Origin of the sequence: Synechococcus sp. JA-3-3Ab (genome assembly GCF_000013205.1) — a bacterium.
In the GTDB taxonomy this organism is placed as follows: domain Bacteria; phylum Cyanobacteriota; class Cyanobacteriia; order Thermostichales; family Thermostichaceae; genus Thermostichus.
The window spans coordinates 561,278-579,433 of sequence record NC_007775.1; the positions used below are offsets into that span (position 1 = coordinate 561,278).

The window sequence follows — 18,156 nt, forward strand, 5'->3', positions numbered from 1 at the left end:
GCTTACTCAAGGATTTGGCCTTGCTGAGGTGGATCCCCCCGAAAGGGGGTAGTGGAGCAAGCGCCGCCGCAGGCAATCCAGCGCCGTCTGGGCGCTCCACCAGCGCACCCCCTCTCGGCCCCGCAAGCTGCCGAAGCGGTACTCGTGGACTTCCACTTTCCCCTCCGGGTCGGCCAAGCCCAGATAGACCAGGCCAACCGGCTTGGTGGATGTTCCCCCCTCTGGGCCGGCAATGCCGGTAATGCTCAGGGCCCAGTCGGAGCCGAGGACTTGCTTGGCCCCCAGGGCCATCTGGGCCGCCACCGGCTCGCTCACGGCCCCGTGCTGCCGCAGCGTCTCTGGATCCACCCGCAAAAGCTGCTCCTTGATGCGGTTGTCGTAGGCAACAATCCCGCCGACAAAATAGCGGGAGCTGCCCGGGATCCCGGTCACCAATTGCCCCAGGAGCCCGCCGGTGCAGGATTCCGCCACCGCCAGCGTTTGCCCCCGCTGCAGCAGCAGCTCCCCCACCACGCTGGCCAAGGTGGCCTCGTCGCTGCCGAAGTAGTCTTCCCCAGAAACCTGTAAAATCTGCTCCACCACCGGGGCAATCAACGCTTCCGCCGCCTCGCGCGTGGGGGCGCGTCCGGTAACCCGCAGGCGCACCTCCCCCTGGCTGGCGTAGGGTGCCACGGTGGGATTTTCCCCCGCCAGCAGGGATCCCACCCGTTCGGCCAAGGTCGATTCGGGAATGCCCCAGTAGCGCAACACGCGGCTGTAGAACACCTCCTGGCCCCAGCCCAGGGAGCGCAAATAGGGCACAGCCGTCTCCTGCCACATCTGCTGCATCTCCCGCGGCACCCCGGGAAAGGTGAGGATGTGCAGGTCGGGCCGCGGCTGCCAGATGAGGCCACAGGCGCTGCCGACCGGGTTGGGCAGGACGGTTGCCCCCTGAGGCAAAAAGGCCTGCTTGCGGTTGCTGGGGGAGGGCTCCATACCTCGCTGGCCGTACTTCTGCCGGATCTCCTCCCAAACCTGCGGGTGCTCCACCATCTCCACCCCGAAGAAAGAGGCCAGCGCCGCGTGGGTCAGATCATCAGGGGTCGGCCCCAGGCCGCCGGTGATCAAAATCAAACGGGAGCGGTTGCAGGCCACCTCCAGGGCGTGGTGGATGCGGGCTTCGTTGTCCCCCACCACCGTTTGGTAATAATGGGGGATCCCCAGCTTGGCCAGCTCGGCTGCCAGATATTGGGCGTTGGTGTTGGTGATCTCTCCCAAGAGCAACTCTGTGCCAATGCAGAGGATCTCAGCCCCCTGGGGAATAGCGGTTTGCGGTGGGCTCATGCTTGGCCTTGAGCTCAGCTCAGCCGCAAGTATACAAGCATAGAGGTCTCGGCCCCCCTTCACGCCCTCAGATTTTTGGCTGGTCGTCGGCCATTCCGAATTGCGATCCCAGAAGACTTGCTCAAGCTCGCCAGGGATCCTCGGCCAGCCGAGCCAAAGCTTCCAAATCAGCACCCACCACGCGGTGCAGGATCCACTCGGGATGTGGCTTGGCGCCCAGGCGCCGGTAGAACTCCAATGCCGGCTGGTTCCAATCCAAAACCATCCACTCCAGCCGCCCGTATCCTTTGGCCACCGCCTCCTGGGCCACCCGCGCCAAGAGCGCCCTGCCGATGCCCCTGCCCCGGAACTCCGGCAACACGAACAGGTCTTCCAGGTAGATTCCCGGCCGGGTGAGGAAGGTGGAGAAATTGCGAAAGTAAAGAGCAAAGCCCACCGCCTGCCCTTCTACCTCCGCCAGCAACGCCGAAACGAAGGCCTCGGGGCCAAACAGATGCTGTCGCAGCAGCTCAGCGGATCCCGTTACCAAGTGGCTCAGCTTCTCGTACTCGGCCAAAGCACAAATGAGATCAAACAGAACGGGCGCATCCTCAGGGGTGGCAGGGCGGATTTCCATCAGAACCTCCGGGGTACTCCCGCCACAGCGCAGCTTGGCGGGATGGGGGATAGGCGGTGAGACGAAGGGGTTCAATGCCCCTGAGTCTCACAATCTGGGCGTTGCCTGCTGCTCGACATACTTCTTCAACTCCTCAACGGTGACCCCACCACAAGAGGCAACAAAATAGGCCCCTGTCCAAAATACAGGCTTGCTGTAGAACCGTGCCACCTCTGTGGCGAACTCTTTGCGAATCAACCGGCTGGAGACTGTTTTCAGGTTGTTCACCAGCTTCGAGACCTGAACATCCGGCGGAAAACTCACCAACAGATGCACATAATCCGCCTCACCGTTGAACTCCACCAAGGAACAGCGCCACTTTTGGCAGGTCGCTCGAAATATATCTTCCAGCCTCTGCAACATTGGAGCAGTTATCACCCGACGACGGTACTTTGTCACCAGCACCAAGTGGATTTGTAGGCTGTAAACAGAACGATGGCCTATGTTGTAGCTCGTTGCGCTAAATGCTAGAACCGTCTCATGATTCTCACCCACGAGTACCGGATCCTGCCCAGCGACGACCAAGCCGCTCTGATGACCGAGTGGCTGGAATTGTTGCGGCGGCAGTGGAACGACGCTCTGGGGCAGAGACTGGATTGGCTGACCGCAACCCGTTGCCCAATTGACCGCTGCAGTCTTGTCTCTTGTCCGTTGCCTGTGTCAGAACCCCCGCTGGAGCCGAATTATTATCGGCAGGCGGGATCCCTCAAACAAATCAAGCAACTGTTCCCGGCCTACCGGGGCATTTACGCCGAGGTGCTGCAGCAAAACTTGATGCGGCTGGACAAGGCGTGGAAAGCGTGGCAGGTGCCGGATAGCACAGGCAAGCGGCGGGGGCGGCCCCGCTTCAAAAAAGCGGGGGAGTTGAGATCCTTCACATTCCCCCGCATCAATTGCCCCAAGGCGGGAGCGCATCTGGAAGGGGAGACTCTGCGGCTGAGCAAGATTGGCTCGATGCCTGTGGTGCTGCACCGCCCCTTGCCGGAGGGGTTTGTGCCCAAAACCTGCACAGTGGTGCGCAAGGCCGATGGGTGGTATGTCTGCATCACCTTGGAGGACAAAAGCGTCCCTTCCCCAGAGCCTGTGCCGGTCAAAAGGGCGGTGGGCATTGATGTGGGATTGGATAGGTTTCTCACCACCAGCGATGGGGAGGTGGTGCCTATCCCGCGGTACTACCGCCGAGCCCAAAAACACTTGGCTCGACAGCAGCGGCAACTGAGCCGCAAGGTGAAGGGATCCGCCAACTGAAAGAGACAAGCCACGAAAGTTGCTTGTTTGCAGTTGCACGTTGCCCGACAACGCAAAGCGTTCCACTACCAAGTGGCGCACTGGCTGGTGGGGCAATACGACCTGTTGGTGGTGGAGGATCTCAACGTCCGAGGGCTGGCACGGACTCGGTTGGCTAAATCGATTTTGGATGCGGCTTGGGGACGATTTCTCGACATTCTGACAGCAGTGGCGGTCAAACGCGGCAAACAGGTGTTGAGAGTGGATCCCCGTGGTACGTCCCAAAATTGTTGTGTTTGTGAGGAGCGTGTTCCCAAGACCTTGTCGGAACGGGTGCATGATTGCCCCCGTTGCGGGTCGTGGGACAGAGACTTGAACGCTGCTATCGAGATTTTGAAGCGAGGACTCAGGTCCCCCCGTATACGGGGGGATATAGGGGGGCGGTGGGACTGCCGCTCTCTGGCTGTGGAGGATCCTGGTTTACCAGTCCGTTGAAGCAGCAACTCCGGGAAGTGATTCTCGGAAGCTCCCGTCTACAGCCCGTCAGGGCTTAGCGGGAGAGGATGTCACACTCTTGTCTAGATCCACACACGAATTCTGTAAGATACCCGCACGAGACCAGGGGGACTAACCTGTTGACCCCGCTCCTGGGTCGGTGGAGCTCTGGCAACGCGCGACGTAGTGGGGGCAGCGACAGGGGCCCAGGGGGTTCACAGCACAGGGCAGATAGGGCGAGCGAGAAAAGTAGCGGCAGGAGGGATCCCAACTCGAGGTGGGCTGCAGCTGGCGGGAGGGAGTGGGCTCATCCCAGCTTGAGGGGCGACGGGAGCCTCTCTTTTCCAGCAGAGGGAGCAACTGGGCCAAGAACGTCAGGCCCAACCACAAACCGACTCCCAGGATCAGCGCTGGCACCATTGCCCTCCTCCGTCGGCCAACAGCCTTGTCTTCCAACCAGAACCAGCCTAGGCCAGCCGGTTGGCAGAGGGCCAGCCTTGGCAGACAGTTTCGCAACTGTCCTGGTTAGCCAGCGAAGAGCCGGGAGAAAAAACGACTAGAGTGAGAAATGGAGCCGTTACCTCGTTTTTGAATGCCATGACCACCTCCACCCTCGATGCTGCCGCCATCCTTGAGGCGTTGCGCCCGGTTCAAGATCCGGAGCTGCGCCGCAGCCTGGTGGAACTGAACATGATCCGCGACATTCGCGTCGAGCCCAAGCGGGTGGCCTTTACCCTGGTGCTGACCACGCCGGCCTGCCCCTTGCGGGAATTCATTGTGGACGAGTGCAAAGCTGCCATCCGCCGCTTGGCCCCAGTTGAAGCCATTGATGTCACAGTAACGGCGGAAACCCCCCGCTCCCCTTCTCTGCCGGATCGCCAGTCTGTCCCCGGCGTGCGCAACATCATCGCCATCTCCAGCGGCAAGGGAGGCGTGGGCAAAACCTCCGTCTCGGTCAATGTGGCCGTGGCCCTGGCCCAGAGCGGAGCGCGGGTGGGGCTGCTGGATGCCGATATCTACGGCCCCAATGTGCCGCTGATGCTGGGCCTCCAGGATCGCTCTTTGTTGGTGCGCAAGCGGGAGGACGGCGGCGAAGACATCTTCCCCCTGGAAAATTACGGCGTCAAGATGGTGTCGATGGGCCTGCTGGTGGGGCGGGATCAGCCGGTGATCTGGCGGGGGCCAATGCTCAACGGCGTCATCCGGCAGTTTCTCTATCAGGTGCAGTGGGGGGAGCTGGACTATCTCATCGTGGATATGCCCCCCGGCACCGGCGACGCCCAACTGACCCTGGTGCAGGCGGTGCCCTTGGCCGGCGCCGTGATCGTCACCACACCGCAGTCGGTGGCCCTGCTGGATAGCCGCAAGGGCTTGAACATGTTTCGCCAGTTGGGGGTGCCCATCCTCGGCATTGTCGAGAACATGAGCTACTTCATTCCCCCCGACCTGCCGGATCGCCAGTACGACATCTTTGGCTCAGCAGGCGGAGAGACCACGGCCCGCGAGCTGGGTGTCCCACTGCTGGGGCGGATCCCGCTGGAAATTGCCCTGCGGCAGGGGGGAGATGCGGGCCAGCCCATCGTGGTCGGTCAGCCTGAGTCTGCTTCTGCCCAAGCTCTGCAGCAGATCGCCAAAACCTTGGCCGGCCGCGTCTCCATGCTGGCCTTGGGGGCCGGCTAGAAGCGCTCCGCTTCCACCAACGACACCCCGAAGCTGCGTCCTCCCAAGACAATGCCCTCTTGGGCCTTGCCGCGCACGGTTACGGTGCTGTTCATGGCCGGCAAGCCCTTGTCGGTGATGACCCAGAGGGAGCCGCTGCTGTCTTGGATCTCGTACACACCCTGGCCGAACACCCCTATCTGGTTGACCACGCGACCGCGGACGTACACATTGGTGTAGCGGGAAGGATTTTGTTCGATCTGGGCAATCGGGGTTGTGCCAATGCCTAAGCGCGCCAACGGCCCACATCCTGTCAGGGCTAGGCTGGCACAGAACAAGAGTACCAGGGATCCACCGCGGAACGATTGGCCGAGTTGCCGTTTCATGGGTTGCTTCCCTCACGAGCCCTTGCTCTCACCATAGCAAGCCGGCAGCAGATCCACCGCCAAGCTAGAACTTCTCGCCAATGCCAAAGTGCAGTTGAGGCCGGCCGGCCTCCCCTTGCCCGATGGCGTAGTCGATGCGCAGCGGCCCCAAGGGAGATTGGATGCGGATGCCGGCCCCCAGCCCCAAGCCGCTGCCCGGCTTGTTGCGCACCGCCGCCGGATTGCCGATGACCGCCGCGCCGCTGCCCAGATCGGTGCCGTAGTCGGCGAAGACCACCGCCCCCACCGGGTCGAACAGGGGGAAGCGCAACTCCGCCGTCGCCGTGGCAAAGCTGCGACCGGAGCCGACGCCGCCCTCAAAAAATCCCCGCACCGAGCTGCCCCCGCCGATGGGGAAAGCATCGTAGGGAGCCAAGTCGCCAATCGTGGTGCCCGCCCGCACGTCAAAAGCCAGCACCTGCGGTCGCTCGCTGCGCGTCTCGAACAGCTTGACGGGAATGAACTGGCTGTAGCTGGTCTCGAGGCGGTTGGCGTTGAGGCCGTTCTCCAACAGACGGACCGACTGTTCGGTGGAGAGGCGAAAGACGGATCCCTGGCTGGGGCTGTTGGGGTTGTCGCGGCTGTCGTGGACAAGGCCGAACCGCAGGGTGGTGTAGCTGTCTTGGCCGCTTGCGCTGAAGGTAATCGGGTTGCCCAGCACATCGAAGCGCTCCTGCTCGCCGTTGCTGTTGCGGGCTTCCACAAATTGGACGCGGGTGCCCAGGCTGGCCCGCCAATTGCCCCCAATGGGACGGGAGAAGGTGACGCCGCCGCCCAGCCGGTTGATGCGCACGGGATCCCCGTTGGGCAGGGTCAATCCCTCGTTGAAGACAAAGCTGGAGCTCTGCTGGTTGGCGATGTTGACGTTGTAGGAGGTGGGGATCTCCAGCGTGGCAATGCGCGGGTCGGTGAAGTTGAGGTCAAACAGAGTTTCGTTGGTGCCCACCTGCACGTTGAAGCTGGCGCTTTGGTTGTTGCCGCCCAAGTTTTCTTCCGAGACGTTGAGGCCGGCAAAGACCCCTGTGGCCGAGCTGACGCCGATGGTGCCGCTCAAGGTGCCGGTGCGGCGCTCTTCCACGTTCACCACCACCACCACCTTGTTGGGATCCTGGCCAGGGTTGAGCCCAACATTCACATCTTGAAAAAGGTTAAGGTCGAAAACTGCCTGGAGATCCTTCTGGATTTGGTTGCGGTTAAACACATCCCCTGGCTTGGTCTTGAGCTCGCGGGTGATGATGAAGTCGCGGGTTCTGGTGTTGCCTTGAACGCGAATGTCCTCGATCTCCCCTTCGGCAATTTCCAGAGTGAGGGTGCCATCTTCGGAGGAGCGCACGTCGGTCACCTTGGCCAGCACGTAGCCCTTGTCGGCGTACCACTGCTCGATCTCGGCCACTGCCGCTTGCAGCTCGCCAAAGTTGAGCACCCGCCCTTCTTGATCGGCAAAGGCCTTCTTGAGCACCTCCGGATCCAGAACTTTTGCCCCTTCTGTGCGCACGGCTTTGAGGATCGGATTGGGCTTGACCTCAAAGGTAACCCGCACCCCCAGGGGCGTATCGGAGGGCACCGCCCGCACATCGGCAAAAAACCCAGTGGCAAACACAGCATTGATGTCTTCCCGCAGTTGGGAGCGAGTGGAGACCTCGCCGGCCCGCGTGCGAATAGCCTTGTAAACCTGCTCGATCAACTCTGGGTCGTCGGTTCCTTCCACCACCACTTCCGCTACCAAAACTTCTGGCTCGCCAGCGGCTGGGGTAGGTGTAGGGGAGGGTTGGGCGGGGGTATCGCCATTGGTGCGCAGATCCAGGGTGCCGGGCGGGGGAGCTGATTGCGCCCAAGCCGCGGATCGCATCGACAGACCGTTCGCGAAAGCGGTGCGTAGCACTACCCCACAGGCGAACACTGAAGCAAGCCGGAGTCCGAGTTGCTGGGAACGGTTCATAGGGATCCCTCACACACCGCCAAAATCCAAAGAGCTAAGTTGCAGAACTTCTTATTGCCCGGCAGCGGACAATTGCCCTGAATTATATCAACCCCGACCCGGGCAGAGCTGAGCATTGCCGCGAGCCGGATTGCGGGCTTGGGCAGTGTAAACTACCCGACTCCAACCGCTAGGCGGCACGAAGCAGGCTTTCAGTAGCCCCCAAAAGCGCAATCCCCTTGGCACCATCTACATCCTTTCCCCAGCCACAGGCCGAGTTGACATAACGGAGCGGCCCCCAGTCCCCCTTCGCCCCCCGTACACGGGGGGTGTGGGGGGTGGGGAGTCCAGTGCGGGGCTCCTGCGGCTTCTAGCTGAAGTACAAGCAGCAGCCTCTTCTTTACGGCAGGCGCAGGGATCCCTGGCAGCGCTGGCCACAGGCCTGGGGCTTGGCTGCCTCGGCGGACAGGTTGGCTTGGGAGTTGAGGATAAGAATTGTCATGGGGGCGGGGGGCGGTGAGGGGCTGCTGTGCCAACCCCACCTGCCGGCGAAGTGCCGCGTTGGGGCGCTGGGCACAACGAAGACGATGTTTTGTAGGACATTGCCTTGTAGAGGGGTGGCGCTGTTCTGTCTGCTGTCGAGGAGCACTGTTTGCTGCGGGAGGAGTGTCTGGGCCAGAGCGGCTGGAGCGGATCCCAAACTGAGCAGAGCTGCCAGACCAGAAAAGATGAGCTTGCTCGGCAACATCAGCCTTCCTCTCCAAAATGCTGGGACGCCGGCACCTTAGCTAGTTCCATCCAAAAAGCTCTATCGACTTGCCGCAAAAAAAGCTACGCTCTAGAGCAAAATTTCTCCTGGGCACAGAGAGCTTGCAGAAACGCCCTCCTCCTCTCAGGAAGCTGCAAAAAGGTTGTGGGCAAAAATTCTGGACAGCCCAATCGGGGTTGAGGGCAAACAGGCCGACTGGGCTCGAGGGGTTATCCCGGGCAGACAGCCAGACGGGCAAAGCTGAGCAGAACCGCCCTGGGTGCTGCCCCTTTTCCCAGGAGTTCTGAGCCGCCAACCTGCCCTACAGTTAGCCGGCACCAAGGATGCTCCCCGCCATAGCCGCAGCCTCATTCGCATCTGACCTGATCCTGGCGGTCCTGTTCCCGCTCTTGGTTGAGGCGGGCCACCTGGGCTTCCAGCTCTTGAATGCGGTGCAACAACTGCTCGATCGCCCGTCCCACTGGGTCAGGCATGAGGTGGTGATCTAGATCGATGCCATGGGCGGGGATGCGGCGTTGATGGGGTGGGATGACCGCTCGACCTGGGATCCCGACCACCGTCATGCCGGGGGCCACATCTTGAATCACCACTGCGTTGGCTCCGATGCGGGCTCTAGCACCGATGCGAACCGGCCCCAGGATCTTCGCCCCTGTGCCCACAATCACCCCATCTTCTAGGGTGGGATGCCGTTTACCTTTGGTCCAAGAGGTGCCCCCCAAGGTAACCCCGTGGTAGAGGGTGACGTCATCGCCAATTTCCGCCGTCTCCCCGATCACCACGCCACAACCATGGTCGATGAAAAAGCGCCGTCCAATCCGGGCTGCCGGGTGAATTTCGATCAACGTAAAGGAGCGAGAAATGAAACTGAGCAAGCGGGCCAGAAAAAAGCAGCGCCGTTTCCACAGCCAATGGGCGATGCGGTGCAGGAAGAGAGCATGTACCCCTGGGTAGGTGAGAAGCACCTCCCAGCGGTTGCGCGCCGCCGGATCCCGCTCGAAGACACAGTCGATGTCTTCCCAGAATTGCTGCCAGAACCCCAGTTTTGGCTCCGGCTTGGCAGAAGAGGGAGAATCACTCCCCCCTGTCTCGGGGCTTTCCACCGCCGACGGCAAGGACTTCGTCCCGCTAACACGAGAGGACTCTGTTAGCATGAATGGCCTCCGGTGAGAAACCTCCACTGCTTCCCCTTCTAGCACTTTTTGTTGTCAGCAGGGGGATCCCCCGCCAAGCTCCAGGATGCCTGTTGACGCTTTTCGTCAAAAGCAGATGAAAATGAGATCACGATAGGAGCCGAATTGGCCTGTCCCCTGTTGTCGCTAAACTGGCTGGCTACCATGCTGGATCCCCTTTTGGAAGAGAAAATCCGCAACCAGGTCCGCACGCACAAGGTGCTGATTTACATGAAGGGCACCCCAGAAATGCCCCTGTGTGGGTTTTCCTACGCCGCCGTTCGCATATTGGATAGCTTGGGCTTCCCCTACACGGCAATTAACGTGCTGGAGGATCCTGAGCTTCGCCAAGGGATCAAAGAGTTTTCCAACTGGCCGACCATTCCGCAGATCTATATTGACGGGGAGTTTGTGGGCGGCTGCGACATCCTCCAAGAGATGCACGCCCGCAACGAGTTGCGTCCCCTGATCGAGGCGGCTTTTGCCAAGGCCGGCACTCAATCTTAAAGGATCCCATGCTCACCTCGAACCGCCTTCGGCAGCTCTTGGCTGAGAAGCTGCAAGCCCTCTACGTCCACGTGGAGGACGAATCACACCGCCATGCCGGCCATGGGGAACGGCAACAGGGATCCGGGGGGCACTACCGCGTGCAGGTGGTGTCGCCTCTGTTTGCCGGCAAAACTTCTCTGCAACGGCATCGCCTGGTGTACGCCGCCCTGGCCGAGGAGATGGGGCAGAGTATCCATGCTTTGGCGTTGCAAACTTACAGCCCGGAAGAGCATGACTCTAGTCAATAATAAGCTCAACTATACTGAAAGTAATGTATAATATGTTCAGTACGGATTACTACCAGTTGATCTTTCTGTTTACTTTCGAGTCTGCCAACATGGTAGCCAAAGCAAAGCAGAAAATTGGTAGTAAGACGACACGGAAACTGCGCTTTGGGTATTCTACTCAAAGCTTTGCGGGATACCGCCATTCTGTTTGGACTCCGTCCCGCTAACGCGAATGGAAACAAGCAGAATGCTATCGCTGCATAGTTGAACAGTGATGTTCAGCAGTGTTCAGCGTAAATGTATCAGGTGCCGACAGCCGGGATCCCTCACAATTGGATAGCATAGAGGGCGAAATGGCTGCCCCAGCGGGGTAAGGGAGGAAGTATGGCAGCTCTTTTGGCCACCTGGCTGATGTCGGCCTTGAGCGTGATGATTTTGGCCTGGCTTTTGCCCGGGATCCACGTCTCCGGGTTTGGAGGTGCCTTGGTGGCGGCGCTGGCCATTGGTTTGGTGAATAGCTTGGTGAAGCCACTCCTGCAGTTGATTACCCTACCGCTTACGATCTTCACTTTTGGTCTGTTTTCCCTAATTTTGAACGCCATTTGCTTGCTCATTGCCGACAAGCTTGCCGGTGACGCCTTCAAGGTTGACAACTTCGGCTGGGCACTGGTTGGGGCAATTGCCCTCTCCATCATTAGCAGCTTGGTTCGGAGCATTTTTGAACAAGCTGCTTAGTTTCCTTGCAGAACAAGCCGAGTTAGCCAGCAAGTTGCCCCTACCCCCACCGCTCAAGCCCGAGCTTTGGAGACAGCCTCCAGCAGGGTGGGATGGGATTGTTGCTTCTGGGGAGCAGCTTCAGCCTTCTTGGCCCGCTTGGCCGCCGCTGGTCGGCTGGCTTTTGCCTGGCCCTTGCCTTCTTTTTCCGCCAGCAACTCCAGCGCCATCTCCAGCGTCACGGCTTCCGGGGAGAGATCTTTGGGCAGTGAGGCGTTTACCTTGCCGTGCTTGACATACAGACCATAGGGGCCGTCGTGCAAGGTGACCGGCTCGCCATCCTCAGGATGGGATCCCAGCTCGCGCAGGGGCTTGGCCGAGCCGCGCCCACGGCCTTTTTTGGGCTGGGCCAGCAGCTCTAGCGCCCGCTCTAGGCTGATGGTCAGCACATCCTCATCGGCAGGCAGCGAGCGGAAATCCCCGTCGCAGACCACGTAGGGGCCGAAGCGGCCAATGCCGGCCTGCACCTTTTTCCCCGATTCCGGGTGCTCCCCCAACGTGCGGGGCAGGCTGAGCAGCCCCAGGGCAATCTCAGGGGTGACCTGCTCCGGCTTCAGCCCTCTGGGCAGGGAGGTGCGCTTGGGCTTTTTGTTCTCCTCCGACACCTCTCCCAACTGCACATAGGGGCCGTAGGGACCCTGGGGAATTACGTAGACCGGCTCTTGGGTTTCCGGGTGGAAGGCGATGGGCTTGGGACCTTCCTGCTTGCGCCGGATGAGCTCCTCGATGTGTTCGGCGCTGAGATCGGCGGGGGGAATATCCTCCGGCAGGTTGGCGCGCACCTCTCCTGATTCAGTCTCTACCGACACATAGGGGCCGTAGGGGCCGATGCCGATCTTGACGGGCAGGTTCTCCAGGTAAATGGAGCGGGCCAGGCCGGAGTCGATTTCCAACTCGCGCGCCTTCACCTGGCCTTCTAGGCCCTGCTCGCCCAGGAAGAAATGGCGCAAGTAGGGCAACCAGTCTGCCTGGCCAGAAGCGATGTCATCGAGGGTTTGCTCCATCTCGGCAGTGAAGCGGGTGTTCACCAGGTTGGGAAAGTATTTTTCCAGCAGCTCGGTCACCGCAAAGGCGGTGTAGGTGGGCACGAGGGCGTTCCCCATCGACCTGACGTAGCCGCGGCTCATGATGGTGTTCAGGATGGTGGCGTAGGTGCTGGGGCGGCCAATGCCCTCGCTTTCCAACACCTTGACCAAGGATGCTTCCGTATAGCGAGGCGGCGGCTGGGTTTCGTGGCCCACCGGCTCCAACTGCAGGCAGCTCAAGGGATCCCCCTGCCGCAACAGGGGCAGATGCACTTCCCGATCTTCCAAAGCCGCCTCTGGGTCGTCGGATCCCTCCACATAGGCGCGGAAGAAGCCGGGAAAGTCAATGCGCTTGCCGCTGGCCCGAAACACCGCATCGTCCACCGCGATGAGCACGATGGTGTGGGTCTGCCGCGCCTCGGCCATTTGGCTGGCGACAGTGCGCTTCCAGATCAGGTCGTAGAGGGCCAGCTCCTGCCCTGTGAGGGGGGTTTGGCTGGGCAGGCGAAACTCCGAGCCGGCGGGACGAATGGCCTCGTGGGCTTCTTGCGCCCCTTTGGTTTTGGTGGTGTACTGCCGAGGTTCGGGGCTGAGGTACTCCTTGCCGTACATCGACTCCACGCAGGCGCGGGCGGCGCGGATGGCCTGTTCCGACAGGTGTACCGAGTCGGTGCGCATGTAGGTGATGTAGCCCTCTTCGTAGAGCTTTTGGGCGATGCGCATCGTCTGCTGAGCCGACAGGCGCAGCTTGCGGTTGGCCTCCTGTTGCAGCGTGGAAGTGGTGAAGGGAGGGGCGGGCTTGCGGGTGGAGGGGCGTTCTTCGACCGAGCTGACGACCCAAGCTTTCCCCAGCAGGCGATCCCGTAGGGCCTCGGCCTGGGCTTGATCCAACAGCACCACATCCCGTCCGGCTATGAGCTGCCCGGTGCTGGGATCGAAGTCTTGCCCGCTGGCCAGACGTTTGCCGCCCAGGCTCACCAGCTCTGCCGGGAAAGAGGCCGCTTGGCTTGCTGTCCTCGGTTGCAAATCCGCTTTCAGATCCCAGTAGGTGGCTTTTTTAAAGGCGCGACGCTCCCGCTCCCGATCCACCAAGAGCTTCACCGCCACCGACTGCACCCGACCTGCCGAGAGTTTGGGGGCAATTTTTTTCCACAGCAGCGGCGACAGAGTGTAACCCACCAGGCGATCCAAGATGCGGCGCGTCTCTTGGGCCCGCACCAGTTGCTCGTCCACCTCACGGCAATTTTGCAGCGCCTCCTGAATGGCCTCGCGGGTGATCTCGTGGAACACCATGCGGCGGGTGGGCACCTTGGGCTGCAGCACCTGTTGCAGGTGCCAACTGATACTTTCCCCCTCCCGGTCTTCGTCAGTGGCCAGAATTAGCTCGTCGGCTTTCTTAAGCGCCTCCTTCAGCTGTTTGACTACCTTTCTTTTGTCCTTGGGGATCACGTAGAGAGGCTCGAAGTTGGCGTGGACATTGACCCCGAGACGGCTCCACTCTTCTCCCTTCACCTCTTCGGGAATGTCAGAGGCCGACTCCGGCAGATCGCGTACATGTCCCATCGAGGCTTGCACCTCATAGCCGGCGGGCAAGAAGCCGCGGATGGTACGGGCTTTGGTGGGAGATTCGACAATGACCAGCTTGGGCATGATGATGTTGACTAGAAGGAATCGACTGAAGGTGGTGAGCCTCCCGACCCAGGGGTGCGGCGGATCGGCGCCCACAATCGGGTCTACCTATGGATCTATCGCTACTTCTTCTGGAGCCTAGCAAGTCTGCTTGTGCTTGGCTAGCGATCCTGGGCGGTTGACCTGGGCAGTCTGCTCCTATTCGACCTCTTAGCACAACCATGAAGCTGCATCACTTTTCCATTCGCACCGCCGATATTTTTCGCTCCATCGCCTTTTACGAGGGTCTGGGCTTTGTGGTGGAAGAACGGTTTACCGCTGGGATCACCTTAGCCTGCTGGATGCTCAGCCCCTGGGGTCGCCTGGAGCTGATGCAGGTGCCGCAGCCCCATCCTGCGCCGGATCCTTTCGGGGATCCCCACTATGTGGGCTACTACCATCCCTCTTTGGAGATCGGCCCTGAATGGGGATCCCTGGCCGACTATCTACAGCATCTGGAGGCACAGGTGCCCCTTACCTTGCTGTTGCCGCCGCAGTGCCAGCAAATTGGCGGCCAAGTCTATGAGGTGGCGTTCATCGCCGATCCCGATGGCCTGCCGATCGAACTCATCCGCCCCCAGGGATGCCCAGGATCAGAATAAGGTTTGCCCCGACGCAGGGATCCAGGAGATATCTCCTCAATTGACGGAACGGGTGGAGGCGGTCGCTCTCTCTAGCTGGGCTGGCCCTTAAGGATCCCAGCGCTAGAGGCGTTCCTTGATGGGCCAGCCAAAGTGGCAGGGGCAGAACCAGCGCCCAGTCCGGCGCCTGCGCCGAGAAGCGGATCAGATCATGGGGCCCAAGGGTCAAGACAATCCCAAAGTAACGCCTAGAAAGGTAGCTCCTCCTCTGCGGGGGCTAGGGGGGACTGGGTTGCCGGCGGGCCGTAGGCTTCACCCAGATCCGGGGATCCCTCTGCTTCCAGGCTCTCGAGAGCGGACAGTTCTGCCGTCGCCTCCTCGGGCGAGGCCAGGATCCCTTGCAAATCTATCAGGCTGCCGTTGAAATGGTCGGCAAAGCGGCGGGCCACCTCCGCCAGCTCGTGGGCAAGGTGGTAGGAGGGAGGCTTTGCCGCTTGCGCTGGCGGGATGGAGTTCTCGCCAGGGGTCTCTGGCTCAGCAGGAGGAGGTTGCCCGACTCTACCGTAGCTTTGGGATCCCGCCTTGGGAGATGGCGATAAGTCTTTGGGGAGGTTGTCGCCCCTGGGGGTTCGGCTCTGCAACTTTGCAGGGGCGAGGGGTGGAGCCTTTTCGCGACCTGAGGTTTCGCCAGCACTCCCCTCACGATGGCGGGACGAAGGTCCCTGCTGCACCACCAAATTTAGCCGCACCGGGCGCTGCAGCAGGTTGTGGAGCGCAGAGCAGAGCTCGGCTTCTTTGCTGCGCACCTTGTCCACTAAGCCCTTATTGGGAAAAGCAAGGGTGATCTCTAAGGTCTCCGTCCCGTCAGAGCCAACGAGAGACTCCTGCTGCAAATAGCCGGATGCCAATAGGCCTCTGGTGATGGGGCGAAGGTTTTCAAGAAACTCCTCCCACCGGGGCCGCAGCAGCTTGAGGGGATGCGGATCTTTCGCTTTTTCCGGGCTGGCCGGCTTCTCCCGACTTGGCTTTGCCGTTTGCGACGGCGGGAGGGATCCCCCTGTTGCAGCAGGGGAAGGGGCTGGGGTCTCTGGAAGGGTTGTCGTAGGAGCTGTCAGCTCCTCGCTGGCTGGGACGGTGGGGCTAGGGGTCTTTCCGACCGTTGGCGGGCCGACGGCTGGGAGCGGCTCTCCGCCTTTGGCCTCTATTGACGGCAGCGGGACGGCACTCTGGCGAAGCTGGCCCAGCAGATCCAGCAGGGCGATCTCCAACCAAAGCTGGGGTTGCCCGCTCTGGCGAATTTGCGGCTCGCACTGGCGCAGGTGGCTCTGGGCCGCCAGCAGCATCTCCACCGAGTAGCGAGGAGCCCGCTGCTGCAGAGCTGCCCAGGTGGGATCCGTTACGGCCGCCAACTGCCGCTGTTGGGGGGCCGTCTTGGCCAGCAGCAGATCCCGGTAAAAAACCACCAGGCTCTGCAGCACCACCAGGGGCTCTCTGCCCCGCTCCAGCAATTGTCGCGTCTGGGCCAGCACCGCCTGCACATCCTGAGCCAGCAACGCATCGGTCAAATCCAAAAGCTGCCGCTCCGGGATCCCGCCCACCAAGTCCCATACGGCTTCTGGGGTGATGGATCCCTCCAGCAAGCTGAGCTGATCCAACAGGCGCTCGGCGTCCCGCAGCCCGCCCTGGGCCAGTTGGGCCACCAGGTGCAAGGCTTCTGGTGCAATGGGGATCCCTTCCTGGGCGGCGATCTGGCCCAGGTGGGCCACCATGTCGTCAAGGGGGATGCGGCGGAAGTCAAACCGCTGACAGCGGGAAACGATGGTGGGCAGAACCCGCTGGGGGTCGGTGGTGGCCAGCACAAACACCACGCGAGGAGGCGGCTCTTCCAGCGTCTTCAGCAACGCGTTGAAGGCGGCATTGCTGAGCATGTGGCACTCGTCGATGACATAGACCTTGTAGCGGCTATTTACCGGCGCAAATTGGGCCCGCTCGATCAGCTCGCGGATGTTGTCTACGCCGGTGTTGCTGGCCGCGTCGATCTCAATCACGTCCAAAGAAGAGCCGGCGGTGATGGCGCGGCACTGGCTGCATACCTGACAGGGATCCGGCGTTGGCCCCTGCTCGCAATTTAAAGACTTGGCCAAGATGCGGGCGCTGGAGGTTTTTCCGGTGCCCCGCGGCCCACAGAACAAGTAGGCCGGCGCCACCCGCCCCAGCCGGATGGCATTGGCCAAAGTCTGCACGACTGCCCCTTGGCCCACCACCTCGGCAAAGCGCTGCGGGCGGTATTTCAAATGAAGGGGTTCGTACTTGCCAGCAACGGCCATTTTTTCGAGCTCTCCAGTCGCCTTGCAAGCGCGCCCCCGCCGAAACCGCTCTTGCTGGGCAATGCTGAGGCATCCCAGGGGGGCTCCCCTATTCTGGCTTCTCCCTTTGTCCCTCAAGAGCGATACTGGGCCTGGGAGGAGATGTCGCTCCCTGGGCGGGCAGAGCTTTGGGATCCCGGCGGCGCAGCGGAGGGATCTGCGGCAATTGCACCTTCCAGCCGGGGGCATCCAGTTGATCCACGTGCTGCAGCCGGTAGCTGAGCTGGTACAGTTCCCTCTTGAGCCGGCGATTTTCTGCCTGCATGGCGGCGATGCGCTCGCGGATGGGCTGCAGGCGGGCCTGAAGTTTGCGCCGGTAGAGCTCCGGCAGCTCCTGGAGCATCTGCTCCAACACCTGCTTTTCTTGGTAGAGCTGCTCGATCTCGGCCTCGTAGCTGCGAATTTGCCGCTGTTGCTTTTCTTGGCGCAGCTCCAACAGGTCGATCTGGCTCTGCAGCAGGCGGTTGCGCTCCCGCAAAAGCTGGATCTCCCGCTCCCGCGCCGCCAGCGCTGAGGTCCACAAAGACTCTCTCCCGCTGCCACAAAGTGCTTCCTGCATCGCCTCTTTCTCGATCCATCCAGACATAGCTGCAAAGAAAGGGATCCCTCCCCCGTCACTCTATCCGGCTCGGCGGGGTGGGGCAAATGGCCCCTCCTTCTCTGGGGTGAGCCCCCAGGGCTTGCCTAACCTGGGCTTCCAGCTGCGCCAGGGATCCGGAATTGTCCAGCACTACATGGGCGCGACGGGCCTTTTCTTCTAGGGGCCACTGGCTGGCCAGGCGCGCCTCGATTTCTGCCGCCGTCAGCAGATCCCGCTGCGCCAGCCGCTGCCGCTGCTGCTCCGGGGTACAGGTCACCACCCAGATCTCGCTGGCCCAGTTTTCCATGTGGGCCTCAAACAGGAGCGGGATCATCAGGCAAACGGTGGGATGGCCTTCCCCGTGAGGACATTGGCAACTGGGTCGAGCCTCAGTCGCTTCCTCAGGCGGCGCAGATGCCCCGTGGGCCTCGAGAAACTCCCGCAGCCGCGCTTTGACAAAAGGATGGATCTGGGCTTCCAGCCAGGCCCGCTCGGCGGCATCGGCAAAGACAATCCGCCCCAACTGGCGGCGATCCAGCGCTCCAGAGGGATCCTGGATGGCCCGGCCGTAGCGCTGCAGCACCCGCTCGCGGATGGGGGATCCCACCGCTAGGGCTTGCCGCGCCATCTGATCTGCATCGGCCACCGGGATCCCGTGCCGTTCCAAGATGCGGGCCACCGTGGATTTGCCTGTGGCTATGCCGCCCGTCAGGCCGATGATTCTCATGGGAGCTGGGTGATTTCAA

The 18,156-nt window shown here is 61.5% G+C and carries 17 protein-coding genes and 1 pseudogene; 6 read left to right on the forward strand and 12 right to left on the reverse strand.

Features of this window, described 5'->3' with window-relative positions; translation table 11 throughout:
• Positions 1–6: 6 nt before the first annotated feature.
• The 3 genes from CYA_RS02565 to tnpA all read right to left on the reverse strand — a co-directional run bounded on the left by CYA_RS02565 (position 7) and on the right by tnpA (position 2,503).
• A complete protein-coding gene (locus CYA_RS02565) occupies positions 7–1,323 on the reverse strand; it encodes a competence/damage-inducible protein A (protein ID WP_011429451.1) in 1,317 nt (438 codons plus the stop codon).
• Positions 1,324–1,444: 121 nt separating this feature from the next.
• Entirely contained in the window at positions 1,445–1,939 is a 495-nt protein-coding gene (locus tag CYA_RS02570) for a GNAT family N-acetyltransferase (RefSeq protein ID WP_011429452.1), read from the reverse strand.
• A gap of 87 nt (positions 1,940–2,026) precedes the next feature.
• Positions 2,027–2,503, reverse strand: a complete 477-nt coding sequence (gene tnpA, locus CYA_RS02575; RefSeq protein ID WP_011429453.1) for an IS200/IS605 family transposase — start codon at positions 2,501–2,503, stop codon at positions 2,027–2,029.
• Positions 2,504–2,512: 9 nt separating this feature from the next.
• Between tnpA and CYA_RS02580 the strand changes: the two are divergent.
• Positions 2,513–3,700, forward strand: a pseudogene (locus CYA_RS02580) (RNA-guided endonuclease InsQ/TnpB family protein).
• 132 nt (positions 3,701–3,832) lie between these two features.
• Here the strand turns inward: CYA_RS02580 and CYA_RS02585 are convergent.
• Positions 3,833–4,120: a DUF6464 family protein gene (locus CYA_RS02585; protein WP_228375415.1), complete on the reverse strand. Its 288-nt coding sequence runs from the start codon at positions 4,118–4,120 to the stop codon at positions 3,833–3,835.
• Positions 4,121–4,297: 177 nt separating this feature from the next.
• Here CYA_RS02585 and CYA_RS02590 point away from each other — a divergent pair, with 177 nt between their 5' ends.
• Positions 4,298–5,380, forward strand: a complete 1,083-nt coding sequence (locus tag CYA_RS02590; RefSeq protein ID WP_011429455.1) for an Mrp/NBP35 family ATP-binding protein — start codon at positions 4,298–4,300, stop codon at positions 5,378–5,380.
• Here the strand turns inward: CYA_RS02590 and CYA_RS02595 are convergent.
• The 4 genes from CYA_RS02595 to cysE all read right to left on the reverse strand — a co-directional run bounded on the left by CYA_RS02595 (position 5,377) and on the right by cysE (position 9,622).
• Positions 5,377–5,745, reverse strand: a complete 369-nt coding sequence (locus tag CYA_RS02595; RefSeq protein ID WP_011429456.1) for a hypothetical protein — start codon at positions 5,743–5,745, stop codon at positions 5,377–5,379. The two genes, CYA_RS02590 and CYA_RS02595, sit on opposite strands and share 4 nt — an antisense overlap.
• A gap of 64 nt (positions 5,746–5,809) precedes the next feature.
• Positions 5,810–7,633 (reverse strand): BamA/TamA family outer membrane protein, encoded by a 1,824-nt coding sequence (locus CYA_RS02600; protein WP_228375416.1) that lies wholly within the window; start codon positions 7,631–7,633, stop codon positions 5,810–5,812.
• Positions 7,634–8,102: 469 nt separating this feature from the next.
• Positions 8,103–8,450, reverse strand: coding sequence for a hypothetical protein (locus CYA_RS02605; protein WP_011429458.1), 348 nt, complete (start codon positions 8,448–8,450; stop codon positions 8,103–8,105).
• A 368-nt stretch (positions 8,451–8,818) separates the two neighbouring features.
• Entirely contained in the window at positions 8,819–9,622 is an 804-nt protein-coding gene (gene cysE, locus CYA_RS02610) for a serine O-acetyltransferase (RefSeq protein ID WP_011429460.1), read from the reverse strand.
• A gap of 186 nt (positions 9,623–9,808) precedes the next feature.
• Here cysE and grxD point away from each other — a divergent pair, with 186 nt between their 5' ends.
• The 3 genes from grxD to CYA_RS02625 all read left to right on the forward strand — a co-directional run bounded on the left by grxD (position 9,809) and on the right by CYA_RS02625 (position 11,151).
• Positions 9,809–10,147 (forward strand): Grx4 family monothiol glutaredoxin, encoded by a 339-nt coding sequence (gene grxD / locus CYA_RS02615; RefSeq protein WP_041438844.1) that lies wholly within the window; start codon positions 9,809–9,811, stop codon positions 10,145–10,147.
• Positions 10,148–10,155: 8 nt separating this feature from the next.
• Positions 10,156–10,437, forward strand: a complete 282-nt coding sequence (locus CYA_RS02620; RefSeq protein ID WP_011429462.1) for a BolA family protein — start codon at positions 10,156–10,158, stop codon at positions 10,435–10,437.
• Between the two features lie 363 nt (positions 10,438–10,800).
• The gene (locus tag CYA_RS02625) at positions 10,801–11,151 is read left to right on the forward strand and encodes a phage holin family protein (RefSeq protein WP_011429463.1); all 351 of its coding nucleotides are present in this window, start codon (positions 10,801–10,803) and stop codon (positions 11,149–11,151) included.
• Between the two features lie 53 nt (positions 11,152–11,204).
• Here CYA_RS02625 and topA read toward each other — a convergent pair whose 3' ends face one another.
• Positions 11,205–13,865, reverse strand: a complete 2,661-nt coding sequence (gene topA / locus CYA_RS02630; RefSeq protein WP_011429464.1) for a type I DNA topoisomerase — start codon at positions 13,863–13,865, stop codon at positions 11,205–11,207.
• A 200-nt stretch (positions 13,866–14,065) separates the two neighbouring features.
• Between topA and CYA_RS02635 the strand changes: the two genes are divergently transcribed.
• Positions 14,066–14,485: a VOC family protein gene (locus CYA_RS02635; RefSeq protein WP_011429465.1), complete on the forward strand. Its 420-nt coding sequence runs from the start codon at positions 14,066–14,068 to the stop codon at positions 14,483–14,485.
• 227 nt (positions 14,486–14,712) lie between these two features.
• Here the strand turns inward: CYA_RS02635 and CYA_RS13685 are convergent, their stop codons facing one another.
• The 3 genes from CYA_RS13685 to coaE form a co-directional block, all read right to left on the reverse strand.
• Entirely contained in the window at positions 14,713–16,791 is a 2,079-nt protein-coding gene (locus tag CYA_RS13685; RefSeq protein WP_011429466.1) for a DNA polymerase III subunit gamma/tau, read from the reverse strand.
• An 88-nt stretch (positions 16,792–16,879) separates the two neighbouring features.
• Entirely contained in the window at positions 16,880–17,353 is a 474-nt protein-coding gene (locus tag CYA_RS02645) for a hypothetical protein (RefSeq protein ID WP_187147164.1), read from the reverse strand.
• Between the two features lie 91 nt (positions 17,354–17,444).
• Positions 17,445–18,137: a dephospho-CoA kinase gene (gene coaE / locus CYA_RS02650; protein ID WP_011429468.1), complete on the reverse strand. Its 693-nt coding sequence runs from the start codon at positions 18,135–18,137 to the stop codon at positions 17,445–17,447.
• Positions 18,138–18,156: the final 19 nt, after the last annotated feature.